The sequence below is a fragment of the Planomicrobium soli genome (assembly GCF_003014655.1).
Classification (GTDB): Bacteria; Bacillota; Bacilli; order Bacillales_A; family Planococcaceae; genus Planococcus; species Planococcus soli_B.
The window spans coordinates 447,523-459,826 of the sequence record NZ_PYAT01000001.1; the positions used below are offsets into that span (position 1 = coordinate 447,523).

Below are 12,304 nucleotides of genomic sequence, written 5' to 3' on the forward strand. Positions count from 1 at the left end.
GGTAAGACCCTGTATTAATTCGCTCTATTGGCAAAGAGTCCTGCCAGGATCGAAGTTATTTCTTACATTTCGCTTGGCGCTTTTACTCCCAACAGCCTTAAGCCTTCCTCTAAAACAATGGCGACGGCTTTTACAAGCATCAGCCTGCTTTCAAGCTCTCCGTCGTCCGCTAATATTTTGACATGGCTATAATATTTATTAAACTCCTGCGCCAGCTCGAGAACGTACTTGGCAATGGCTGAGGGCTCATGTTGAAGAAAGCTTTTTTCAATGATGTTTGGGAATTCCATAAGAAGTTTTGCAACAGCCCAGCTTGCTTCGTCCTTCAAGCCGGATGAAGACCCTCCACTTATTTCTATAGAAGATTTCCGCAAAATCGAACACGCACGTGCATGTGTATATTGCACATAAGGACCGGTCGTCCCTTCAAATCTCAACATGTGTTCTAGGGAAAACTCTATGCTGTTTTGACGGTCATTTTTCAAATCATGGAAGATGACTGCTCCAACACCGACCATTTTGGCCACTTCTTGTTTGTTTTTTAATGAAGGATTTTTTTCATCAATATTTTCTTCTGCCAATCGGATCGCTTCAGCCAGCACTTCCTCCAACAATACGATTTCCCCTTTGCGGGTCGACATCTTTTTTCCATCTTTCAAAACAAAGCCGAACGGTATATGGGTCATTTCCTCTGCCCATCTATAGCCCATCTTCTGAAGCACTAAAAACAATTGTTTGAAATGGAGCGTTTGTTCAGAGCCGACCACATACCAAGCTTTCGAAAATTGATTCTGCTCCTGCCTATACAGCGCCGCAGCCAAATCCCGGGTGGCATATAATGTGGCGCCATCACTTTTCTTGGCCAATAGCGGAGGCAACCCGTATTCCGCCAAATCCACCACTTCCGCCCCTTGGGACGAAGACAGCATTTTCTGCTCTGCCAGAAGTTCGAGCGCCTTGTCCATTTTATCGTTGTAAAACGCTTCTCCGGCAGTCGAATCAAATTCTACCCCCAGTAGGGCATATATTTTTGAGAACTCCTGCAGCGATTCATCACGGAACCACTTCCACAACTTGTTCGCCTCTTCGTTTCCTTCTTCAAGCTTCTTGAACCAAAGACGCCCTTCTTCATTCAACCTCGGTTCTTTTTCCGCTTCTGCATGGAACTTTACATACAAAGCCAGCAATTCTTTGATCGGCGCTTGACGCACCTTTTCTTCGTTGCCCCACAACCGGTAAGCAACGATCAACTTGCCGAACTGGGTTCCCCAGTCGCCAAGATGGTTGATCCGAACAGCTGCATAGCCGCATTTTTCTGTAATTTTGGCAAGCGAATTTCCAATGACTGTTGAGCGCAGATGGCCCATTGAAAACGGTTTTGCAATGTTTGGTGAGGAAAAGTCGATGGTGATGCTTTGGCCGTTTCCGAAAGAATGGGAGCCGTAAGAAGAGCCTGCTTCTAAAATGGCGTTGACAATTTGTTTGCTGACAGTTTGTTTTTCCAAAAAACCATTAACATACGGACCATCTGCAACAATTTTTTCAAAAAGAGGATGATCGATGGTTGCAGCAAGTTCTTCAGCAATTTTTTGCGGCGCTTTGCGCATCGTTTTGGCCAATGCGAAACACGGAAAAGCAAAATCCCCCTGGCTTTTAAACTTCGGTTTTTCGATCAGCTTGACCACAGCATCCATCGTTAAAGCACCGTTCGTCTGTTCATTGATTGCTTCTGCATAAATAGTCTTTTGCATACTTTTCCCTCCATTTTCAGAAATAAAAAAATCCCGCCTCTAGATTACTAGAGACGGGATTTCCCGCGGTACCACTCTGGTTGTCCATATTTGGACCAGCTCGAAAAGGATAACGGATTTCTCCGACAAAGCCCTACTGAACCGTTCAGGCCGCTTCTCAGAAGTGCGTTTCAAAAAGTATAGGCCACTGGGCTCCCACCATCCCCAGTTCGCTTTCGCCATCTTCTTTTTTACTCTCTTCTTCACAGAATTTCGTGTATTTTTACCAGTATATAGGAATGGAAAATAAATGTCAAAATGCTTTTTTCAGTAATTTCCAACATTATCGATTACTAGAACCTGTCACTTTGCAAAGCTGCGATTCAACGATATAGCTTAACCAAAAATGATCAGTATACCAACTTAACGATTATTTCACTGATTCATCAACATAGTACATGTTATTCCTGTCATTCATGCACCAGGCAGAAAAATCATTGGTTTTTCCGCGCTAAATAATTCATTGCATCTTCTACAGTAGCCATCGTATGTATAGCGGATAAATCCACTCCAATTTCCACAACTTTCTGGGCAAGGTCTGGCCGTAAACCAGTCAAAATAGGCTGGATTCCCAATAACCTTATCGTTTTGCTGATTTGAAAAAGATATTCGATCACCAAACTGTCGATATTATAGATTCCCGAAAAATCAATGATGAGATAATCAACATTGTACTTTTGAATTTTTGACGGAATGTCTTCTGCCAACTGTTTGGCTCTGATAGGATCGATTGACCCTATCAATGGCAGAACGGAAACTCCCTTAGATACCGGTACTATCGGCGCTGAAATTGAATTTATTTCTTTGACAAGTTCTTTCTGTTTTCTTTCCGCTTCTTTCCGTGGAGTTATATCGCGCAATACCGATTGTATGGCTTTTTGGTTTCTATAAATAACTGGACTGCAATTTACTTCAACATCAAATGGTGATCCATCCAGCCGCAACATGGTTTGTTCAATCAACTGGGCCGGTTTGTTTTCTGCCATGACTTTTTGAATTCGTTGTCTGATGGCTTCTTTATATTCTTCTTTTATAATACTCAAGACACTCGCACCAAGAATCTGTTCTTTTGTTCCTCTTAACGCTTTTGAACCAGATTCATTAATATATAGAACCTGATGATTTTGATGGACGATGATTATTTCGCTCGATTGTTCAATGAGCTGGCGGTAAAAATGTTCACGTTCACTAATCGCTTGTATCGGTTCATCTGACAATTTAAATTCCAATGTTACCCACTCCCCATACTAAAAGTCTAACGTAGATATACAATACTTCAAGTGATTGGAATCGCCTTAAGGACTTTTTTTCTTTGAGGCTATAGATTCTCCTGATTTTCTTTCTGTCGGTCCTCTATTTCTTGCTGGAATCGGCCGGTTTAACCTCTTCTTTATGCTCCTGTAAGACCCTTTTTTCAAAAAAACTTGCAGTCTAACAAAAAAAACCTCTCCCGCACTAAAGCTAGTTCGACTCTAACTTTAGATGCATTAAGAGAAAGGCTCTTGTTCCTGTATGAAAAATCAAATTTCTTTCACCTTTTATAGTAAGGTCAATAGCGATCCACCAATGGCTCCGCAAATTACGATGACCCAAGGCGGCAGTTTCCAATAAACCAACATGCTAAACAATACGGCGGCCAATGCAAAATCCATTGGCTCCAGGATTGAGCTTGTCCAAATCGGTGTATAAAAGGCCGAAATCAAGATGCCAAGAACGGCGGCATTGACTCCCATCACTGCGCCTTTGATTTTTTTGTTATTCCGGAGCATATCCCAAAAAGGCAAGGCTCCTAATATCAACAAGAAGGCCGGCAGGAAAATTGCGACGGTCGCAAACAGTCCGCCTTGCCATCCATTCATCACAGTGCCAAGGTATGCGGCAAAAGTGAAAAGCGGTCCCGGAACCGCTTGTGTAGCACCATAGCCCGCCAAAAATGCTTCTTCGCTCAGCCAGCCAGTCGGAACAAACTCCTGTTCCAGCAAAGGCAATACAACATGTCCGCCCCCGAATACCAGAGATCCTGATCGGTAGAAGCTATCAAACATGGCTACCCAGTATGAACCTGTAGCTTCCCGCAGAATTGGCAATAAAAACAGCAGAGCAAAAAATAATCCGAGACATATTGCTGAAAATCGTTTCGCTATCGGAAATTGAACACGATTTTCATCGGTTTCCGCACTATTTCTATAAAGAAAATATCCGATCACAGCAGCTATCAATATCACGCCCACTTGTGTAAACGTCGATTGCCAAAAAAGTGTTGCCACAAGCACAAATAACGCAATCGCTTTTCTGTTCAAGTCAGGTGCCAAGTTTTTCGCCATTCCCAAAATGGCGTGCGCTACAACAACCACAGCAACGATTTTCAATCCATGAATCCACCCTGATTCTGCAACGTCAAAGTTTTGCAGAATCAGGGCGAACAAAATCAATGCTATGACCGAAGGCAGCGTAAATCCAATGAAGGAAACGATTCCACCTAATACGCCTCCACGCATGACCCCAATCCCGATACCCACCTGGCTGCTGGCAGGCCCTGGAAGAAATTGAGCAAGGGCTACTAGATCTGCATAGCTTTTTTCATCCATCCACTTTCTTCTCCGGATATATTCTTCATGAAAATACCCCAAGTGTGCGATTGGCCCACCAAATGAAGTGAGGCCGAGACGCGTTGAAACAAAAAGAATTTCCATTAATGATTTAAAGCTTGTTCTTGAGTTGTTTGAATTCATAATTCTCTCCTTTGGATCAGTCTTTGATTTCTTTAAAGAGTTCGTACGCTTTTTTCTGGGCTTCGACCAGAATTTGTTCTCCTTTTTCAGTAATGCTGTAATATTTCCTGATTTTCCCTTCCACGTTCCGGTCTTCCCGTGTTAAGAGACCGTCCGATTCCATCGAATGAAGAATGGGATAAAGTGTCCCCGGACCTATACTATAGCCATGCTCTCTCAACTCCTCCAACATCCAAGAACCGAAAATGGGGCTCTCTTTTGCATGGTGCAAGATATGGATATGGATAAAGCCCAAAAAGAGTTTACGCAATACTTTATCTTCCAATAGATTACTTCCCCCTTGTTATCGATTCTAAATAATGGTTTTCAATATCGCCCTTCGATATTAATACTACTAGTATTACCATATCATAAATGAATTTTTAGAATTGCTTAGTACTGTAAAATTTACAATAGTTTAATATTAAGAACGAGTGATCTGCGAAACAGTTTTCCAATCAATAAAAGACCAAATAGAATTTTCACATCATAGATTCATGATGGTCAATTCCATTTGGTCTTTATTGTCTTCTGCAAGAAAAACAGCTGCAATTAATATTAACATTGAATTCTTCAGCTGACTTTGAAAGTTTTGGCGATGCTTAAATTGTGCTGGTATCAATCACAAAACGGTACTTCACATCTGAAGCCAATACGCGCTCATAGGCCTCGTCAATTTGATCAGCGGAAATCACTTCTATCTTAGGAACAATACTGTGTTCGGCACAGAAATTCAACATCTCCTGCGTCTCACGAATGCCTCCAATCATTGAACCTGCAAATGAACGGCGGTGTCCAATGAGGGAAAATACATTTACTTCTAGCGGCTCTGGAGGCGCACCCACGTTTACTAACGTACCATCGAGTGATAATAACGAGAAATAAGCATCTATGTCGATTTTTGCGCTTACCGTATTAATGATTAAATCAAAGTTTCCAGCCAGTTTCTCGAAGGTTTCAGGATCACTGGTAGCATAGTAATCTTTTGCACCAAATTCCAAACCGTCTTCTTTTTTACTTAATGATTGTGAAAGGACGGTAACATCCGCACCCATTGCTGCTGCAATCTTGACAGCAACATGGCCTAGGCCGCCCATACCGACAACCGCCACTTTTTTGCCCGGGCCAGCTCCCCAATGGTTCAATGGAGAATATGTCGTAATCCCTGCACATAGTAAAGGTGCTGCGGCGTCAAGTTCAATGCCATCAGGTATCTGCACGACAAAATCTTCCGTTACTACAATATGTGTGGAATAGCCGCCTTGAGTAGGTTCACCATATTTGTCAACACCGGCATAGGTAGGGACATTTCCATTTAGGCAGTACTGTTCTTCACCTTTTTGGCAATTTACGCATTCTCCGCATGAATCAACCATGCACCCGACCCCAACACGATCACCGACTTTGTATTTCGTAACTTCCGCTCCCACTTCTGTAACAATCCCAGCAATTTCATGTCCCGGTACAAGAGGATAGTTCACTGGACCCCATTCACCGTGTGCAGTATGGATATCCGAATGGCATATCCCTGCAAATTTGATTTCAATCAGGACATCCTGGGCATCAAGGTCGCGGCGTATAATTTCCGCCTCGCGAAAAGCTTTGTCCGGACCATCTACAGCTCGTGCTTTAACAGTTAACATATGAAACCCTCCTATACATTTTTACGAGAATCAATTTGTAAAGGCCATTAATGAAGCACTGGATCAAGCTTTCCACTAATACTTTCTGCCTTACTTTGTTCTCTTAAGAAACAATAATAATCCTTATAGTTAACTCTAGGTCAAGTGATAAGTTGCGTTTCCTGCTGCATATCTACAAACCGTTTATCCTTGCTGCCAGTTAAATGGTTTTTGAAATTAGATATTGCCCTTACAATCAGAATTATTTTCAACTTCCGTAAAATCGGCTTTGACATTCAAACATTGCCATGATAAATTCCTTAGGAAACTAGAGTTAACTCAAAGTATAATTAAGATATAGGAGGTAGAAAATGAAGACATATTCTATCGGTGAAGTCGCAAAAGAATTGAATTTAACTGTTTATACTCTACGCTACTACGATAAGGAAGGGCTTATGCCTTTTGTAGAACGGACTCCTAGCGGAACGCGGTTGTTCAAAGAATCCGATATCAGTGCTCTACGAATAATTGAATGTTTGAAAGCTACCGCAATGCCAATTAAGGAAATAAAAAGTTTTATTGATTGGTGCTCGGACGGGGATTCTTCCCTGCAGCAACGGTATGAGATGTTTATGGAACGAAAAGCCATTGTAGAAGCTCAAATAGAAGAACTGCAAAAGACAATGGAAGTTATTGAACATAAATGTTTCTATTATAAAGTTGCATTAGATGCAGGCACTGAAGATATTCATAAAAAAGATAAAAATGAGATTTCCCTTCCTAACTAAAAGAAACCCATCTGCAGTGAACTAAGATCCATTTCATAAACAGTTCAATAAAAGCGAAAGTACAGCATAAACTTCGATAAGTTAACGCTGGTATTCACAAATTTTTAAAAAACGAGAAAAGACGTTCGCTAAGTGTTTCAACACTTTGCGAACGTTCTTTTATTTCTTAATACTTTTATGAATGGACAACAACCGGATCCCTTAAAATTACAGCTTTCTTTTTAGCGCCCGTTTATTTCGGAGCAAAAACGTAAATGGCTCCGAAAAGAATCTCAGCAAAAATTTTTAAAAAAATATAGGTCCGCCTATTTTAAAAGCCCTTTCCCTTTTTCGTAGAAGTTTTCCATATCTTCCTTCGGCACAAGCGCCCCGCCTGTCGCCCAAACGATGTGCACCGCTTTTTCCGCATTGATGCCATTTTCTTCGCAATAGCCTGATTGCAAAATCTTATGGGGACCGCATAAGCCAGCCGCGGCTGATGGTTCGACGTAAATTTCTTCGCTGTCTGCCAAAAGCGCCAGCAGCTCAAATAACTCATTGTCTTCAAGTGTGTAAACACCGCTGACTAGCTGCTCACTAAAGGCAGAAGCGAAACTCGATGGCCGTCCAACTGCAAGGCCGTCGCCTTCGGTACAGTTATCGATGCCAAAATCCTGGACACAGATTTTTTCTTTCAAACCAGTCATCAAACCAAGGAGGACAGCCGGTGAGTGGGTCGGTTCTACGAAAAAGCAGTGGACGTTGTCACCAAAAACTTGCTTCAAGCCGAAGGTGATGCCACCCGGTGCGCCGCCAACTCCGCATGGCAAGTAGACAAAAAGCGGATGTTCTTTATCAATTGCAATATTTTCGTCTTTCAATTGCTTTTGGAGCCGAAAAGCGGCTACGCTATAACCAAGAAATAGGTTTCTCGACTTTTCATCATCGACAAAATAAGCGTTCGGTGTTTGCAATGTTTCCTCACGGCCATTCGCAATTGCTTTTCCAAAATCGCCGTCAACTTCATGGACTGTTGCCCCTTTTTCACGCAGCAGCTCTTTCTTCCATGGCTTGGCATCAGCCGACATGTAGACGGAAACATCAAATCCAAGCTCAGCGCTAATAATGCCTATGCTTAGCCCGAGATTTCCAGTAGAGCCGACCCCGATCGCATATTGGCTGAAAAACTGTTTGAATGTTTCATCAGCGAATGCTTTGTAATTGTCGTCTTTTGTAATCAAACCGGCACTAAGCGCCAGCTGTTCGGCATGGTGCAGCACTTCATATACACCGCCACGCGCTTTAACAGAACCGGCAATCGCTAGTTCATTGTCGCATTTTAGGTATAACTCACCTTGGATATGTGTTTCAAAATAACTGCTCAATGCCTTTTTCATTTCCGGAATAAGCCGGAAAGGCGATTCAACGATTCCTCCCGTTTCCTGCGTTGCCGGAAATACTTCAGCAAGATAAGGCGCAAAGCGAAGCCAGAGCGCTTCCGCTTCTTCCATGTCTGTTCTTGATAGCGGCAAGTGAGTATCCTTTATTGCCTTTTGTTTTGGATTCAGCCAAACGATTGGCTCTAAATCCACAATTTTTTTCAGCTGGGGGTCCCGCTGTATCCACTGTTCTTTGGTCTGTTGCCCAAAAACCATAATGCTCATCCTTTCAATAAAGATTTGCTTTTTACTTTCATGATACAAGAACATCGTCAAAAAGATAGGTGAATATCTATTCCAAATAACACTGCTTTCTTGTAATAGAGGTTGTATGAAGCATTCAACTTCTAAAACCATTCAGTTAGGATTAGATTTGAAATATAGAAAGTGAAAACTAACCGACTCTAGCCAAAATTAAGACGATGACAACGATGGCTTTTATACACATCGTTTTCTTGAATATCTTTTAGTGGATTTTTCTATAAGGATATTTTGCCTAGTATTAATTTTTTAGATTATTAAAAAAAGCGTATAAATCATCTGCGTGATAAGTTTTAAAAAGAAGCGCATCCGGGTCAAATACAAGAATGACCGGAAATTGTTCAATCCTTAAATCTTTTTTATAATCTATAACATGATCTTCATCATACTCAATCCATGCAGCTACAGCTTCATGTTCTGTCCCTTCCAGTATATCCAATACATTTCCGTACAAAGAATCCTGCATTTCCACTGGCACAGTACCGCCATTTTCATACATGACGACGATATTGAATCCATCTATATGTGATAGAAACCGCGAATACTTTTCTTCGTGAGACATCTCTAATAAGACCAATTCCATTGGATAACCTTCGAATTTATTTCCCCTTGGCGGATTAACCAGCACTTTTTGCCCCTTTTTTATATCGTCGATCGACGCAGCTCTTCCATCCTCATATTTCATCCGTGTTTCTTCTGATAATCTAGCCATATAGGAGTATCCTTCATCGGTTATGCCAGCGCCTTTTCTATCTCGCTTTTCCCATTCCGAAATATCAATAATAAGACTGTTGTCATCATTATCTATTTCCCATACTGTGCCGATCATTTTGTCATCTTTATAATGTCTGTGTGGATTTGCTTCATTAAGGTCTATGCTTCTACCGCAAGCGGAAATTAATAATAAAAGAAATACCCATATAACCAACCAGCAAATTCTTCGATACAAATAATTTCCTCCCTCTTTTGAGCTGACATGGTTAACACCCCTATTTCTCTTCACATTCTGCACCCATTCCATTTATATCCACTATATCATGGCTGAAAGATTGTAAGCAGGCCAAGGGCACAAAGATTCGCTTCTTAAGCATGACTTTTAACTATCAAATTAGAAGCGCCCTGCATCTTAAAGTTTAAGTTCTATAGTATAATGATGTTTGCCTAATATTTAATTTGAAGAGGTGCTCAGTGTGATCGTTCTTATCGATAACCACGATTCATTCACTTATAATCTTGTCCAATACTTTCTGCAAATAGATCCTGCTGTTCTGGTATATCAGGACGGTGAAATTTCACCTTCAGCTATTGCAGAACTAGAGCCCGATTTGCTTGTTTTGTCTCCCGGGCCAGGAAAACCCCGAAAGTCTGAAATTCTGCAGACGCTCTCTGACCAAATTCCTATACTGGGAGTCTGCCTCGGCCATCAAACAATAGTGGAGCATTTTGGCGGCAAAGTTGTAAAGGGACAGCAACCGGTCCATGGCAAAATCTCGCTTGTCAGCCATGAAGAGTCCAGGATATTTGCCGGTATTCCAAACCCGACACCTGTAGTGCGTTACCATTCGCTGGTTGCAGACGAAGAAACGATGCCAAAAACGCTTGCTGTGACGGCCCGGTCTGAGGATGGTGCCATCATGGCGGTGCGGCATACTACTCTGCCAGTAGCTGGCATTCAGTTTCATCCGGAATCCATTTTAACGGGCGATGGGTTCTATATGCTAAAAAACGCATACAACCAAGCACTTGAATGGAAAAAGAAGCAGATTGGAGGTCTTATTCATGGCGAATCCTTATCTGCTGTTTGAGTTTCCCAACGAACAAGGACACATCCAGCCGCTTGCCTTTTTAAATCCAGTAAAAGTTTTGAAAACCACGAATCTCGATGAAATCCCTAAACTTATGGACTCTCTCGAAACAGCCGTCAAGGCGGGTTATTATGCCGCCGGCTATGTATCGTATGAAGCGGCTCCGGCCTTTAATCCGAAAATGAAGGTCCACTCTCAATCCGACCTTCCTTTAGTATGGTTCGGGTTATTTGAAAAACCGGGTGTTGCTGAAGAGAACTGGGATGCACTAGAAGAATACTCGGTATCAGAATGGCAGATGGCGGGTTCAATTCAACAATACCAGGAAGGAATCCGGAAGATCAAACAAGCGATTGAAGAAGGGCATACGTACCAGGTCAACTACACGGAACGATTGCATGCACAGTTTCAAGGAAGCGACCGGGCATTTTACCGGCAACTGGCACGTAACCAGCAATCCAGCTACAGCGCTTATCTGGATTTTGGAAAAGATAAGATCCTCTCCGCTTCACCGGAATTGTTTTTTCGGATTGATGGCCAGAAAATCACCGCCAGACCGATGAAAGGTACTGCTCCGCGAGGGCGCGTGACCGCTGAAGATGAACGCAATGTAGACCGGTTGCTCACTTCCGAAAAAGAGCGGGCGGAAAATCTGATGATTGTCGATTTGTTGCGCAACGATATCAGCCGCTTGGCAAAATCAGGAACGGTCACCGTCCCACGCATGTTCGAAGCAGAAAAATACCCGACGGTCCATCAGCTAACGTCAACCGTACAAGCGGAAATAAACAAAGAACTCACTGTTTTTGATTGGTTCCGAGCCCTGTTTCCGTGCGGTTCGATTACAGGTGCACCCAAAATCAGCACAATGGAGTTTATCGCTGAACTGGAACAGTCTCCCCGGGAAGTTTATTGCGGCGCGATCGGTTTTATCACGCCAGAGAAAGATGCGCTGTTCAACGTGCCGATCCGGACTGTAGTCATTGACGGCGAAAAAGGGACAGCCAGCTATGGCGTAGGCGGCGGCGTTACATGGGATTCCACATCGGAAGGTGAATACAAGGAACTTCTGACAAAAGCACAGGTTTTATCAGCACGGCGCCCAGTCTTCAAGTTATTGGAATCACTGAAATTGGAGGACGGAGTCTACCCGTTGCGTTCTTATCATGTAGAGCGCCTTCGCGACTCTGCCAGTTATTTCAGTTTCAATTTCAATAAAGCAGCTATCGATAAACTGCTCGATCAATCTGCAAGAAACTACCCGAAAGGCTTGTTCAAAATAAGGTTGTTGATGGATAGATCCGGCGAACTTTCTATTGATGCCCAAACGGTTTCTCCGCTTTCGGAACCTCTCGTTTGTTCTATTGCAACTTCACCTGTTGACAGCTCCGATCCGTTTTTATTCCATAAAACGACACACCGCCACGTTTATGATGAACATCAAAAAGCTGCTCCGCCAGAGGCTTTTTCAGTCTTGTTGTGGAATGAACAGGAGGAACTGACCGAATTCACTATTGGGAATATAGTGGCCGAGAAAGACGGCAAGTTCTACACTCCTCCGGTTTCATGCGGGTTATTGCCAGGCACTCTCCGGCAACACTTGCTCCAGACAGGGAAAATCGAAGAAAAACGCCTGCTTAAAAAGGATTTGGATAGCTTTGATGCCATCTGGTTTATTAACAGCGTACGTGGATGGTTGAAAGTGGATTTGTTAAACCAATAAAAAAAGTACATGGCTTTAATTGAACTGACCCATTAATTTGAGACATTTGAAAAAACACCTAAGCTGCCATTGTCCGATATTCAATCGGGGAGTGGCAGTTTAATTTTTGAAATGGTCGGATGTAGT

At 42.5% G+C, this 12,304-nt stretch carries 10 protein-coding genes and 1 other annotated feature; of the genes, 3 read left to right on the forward strand and 7 right to left on the reverse strand.

Features of this window, described 5'->3' with window-relative positions; genetic code table 11:
• Positions 1–62 precede the first annotated feature (62 nt).
• The 5 genes from argS to B0H99_RS02275 all read right to left on the reverse strand — a co-directional run bounded on the left by argS (position 63) and on the right by B0H99_RS02275 (position 6,204).
• Positions 63–1,751: an arginine--tRNA ligase gene (argS, locus tag B0H99_RS02255; RefSeq protein ID WP_106531990.1), complete on the reverse strand. Its 1,689-nt coding sequence runs from the start codon at positions 1,749–1,751 to the stop codon at positions 63–65.
• 46 nt (positions 1,752–1,797) lie between these two features.
• Positions 1,798–2,006 (reverse strand) — a binding site (T-box leader).
• A gap of 218 nt (positions 2,007–2,224) precedes the next feature.
• On the reverse strand, positions 2,225–3,019 hold the full coding sequence (locus tag B0H99_RS02260; protein WP_106531991.1) for a PAS domain S-box protein: 795 nt from the start codon (positions 3,017–3,019) through the stop codon (positions 2,225–2,227).
• A 309-nt stretch (positions 3,020–3,328) separates the two neighbouring features.
• A complete protein-coding gene (locus B0H99_RS02265) occupies positions 3,329–4,522 on the reverse strand; it encodes a chromate transporter (protein WP_106531992.1) in 1,194 nt (397 codons plus the stop codon).
• Positions 4,523–4,538: 16 nt separating this feature from the next.
• Positions 4,539–4,847 carry a PadR family transcriptional regulator gene (locus B0H99_RS02270; protein ID WP_106531993.1) on the reverse strand — a complete coding sequence of 103 codons (309 nt, stop codon included), beginning with the start codon at positions 4,845–4,847 and terminating at the stop codon, positions 4,539–4,541.
• A 316-nt stretch (positions 4,848–5,163) separates the two neighbouring features.
• Positions 5,164–6,204: an NAD(P)-dependent alcohol dehydrogenase gene (locus B0H99_RS02275; RefSeq protein WP_106531994.1), complete on the reverse strand. Its 1,041-nt coding sequence runs from the start codon at positions 6,202–6,204 to the stop codon at positions 5,164–5,166.
• A 350-nt stretch (positions 6,205–6,554) separates the two neighbouring features.
• Here B0H99_RS02275 and B0H99_RS02280 point away from each other — a divergent pair, with 350 nt between their 5' ends.
• Positions 6,555–6,971, forward strand: a complete 417-nt coding sequence (locus B0H99_RS02280; RefSeq protein WP_106531995.1) for a MerR family transcriptional regulator — start codon at positions 6,555–6,557, stop codon at positions 6,969–6,971.
• A gap of 305 nt (positions 6,972–7,276) precedes the next feature.
• Here the strand turns inward: B0H99_RS02280 and B0H99_RS02285 are convergent, their stop codons facing one another.
• A complete protein-coding gene (locus B0H99_RS02285) occupies positions 7,277–8,605 on the reverse strand; it encodes a D-serine ammonia-lyase (protein ID WP_106531996.1) in 1,329 nt (442 codons plus the stop codon).
• A 286-nt stretch (positions 8,606–8,891) separates the two neighbouring features.
• The gene (locus tag B0H99_RS02290) at positions 8,892–9,599 is read right to left on the reverse strand and encodes a hypothetical protein (RefSeq protein ID WP_146137236.1); all 708 of its coding nucleotides are present in this window, start codon (positions 9,597–9,599) and stop codon (positions 8,892–8,894) included.
• 241 nt (positions 9,600–9,840) lie between these two features.
• Here B0H99_RS02290 and B0H99_RS02295 point away from each other — a divergent pair, with 241 nt between their 5' ends.
• Complete coding sequence (locus B0H99_RS02295; protein ID WP_106531998.1) at positions 9,841–10,455, forward strand: anthranilate synthase component II; 615 nt, start codon at positions 9,841–9,843, stop codon at positions 10,453–10,455.
• Complete coding sequence (gene pabB / locus B0H99_RS02300; protein WP_106531999.1) at positions 10,430–12,178, forward strand: aminodeoxychorismate synthase component I; 1,749 nt, start codon at positions 10,430–10,432, stop codon at positions 12,176–12,178. The genes B0H99_RS02295 and pabB overlap by 26 nt, the downstream gene beginning before the upstream one ends.
• Positions 12,179–12,304 lie beyond the last annotated feature (126 nt).

Excerpts from the sequence above, each read along its gene's own strand:
- argS (WP_106531990.1), bottom strand. The coding sequence starts at position 1,751 with ATGCAAAAGACTATTTATGCAGAAGCAATCAATGAACAGACGAACGGT.
- B0H99_RS02265 (WP_106531992.1), bottom strand. The coding sequence starts at position 4,522 with ATGAATTCAAACAACTCAAGAACAAGCTTTAAATCATTAATGGAAATT.
- B0H99_RS02275 (WP_106531994.1), bottom strand. The coding sequence starts at position 6,204 with ATGTTAACTGTTAAAGCACGAGCTGTAGATGGTCCGGACAAAGCTTTT.
- B0H99_RS02280 (WP_106531995.1), top strand. The coding sequence starts at position 6,555 with ATGAAGACATATTCTATCGGTGAAGTCGCAAAAGAATTGAATTTAACT.
- B0H99_RS02285 (WP_106531996.1), bottom strand. The coding sequence starts at position 8,605 with ATGGTTTTTGGGCAACAGACCAAAGAACAGTGGATACAGCGGGACCCC.
- pabB (WP_106531999.1), top strand. The coding sequence starts at position 10,430 with ATGGCGAATCCTTATCTGCTGTTTGAGTTTCCCAACGAACAAGGACAC.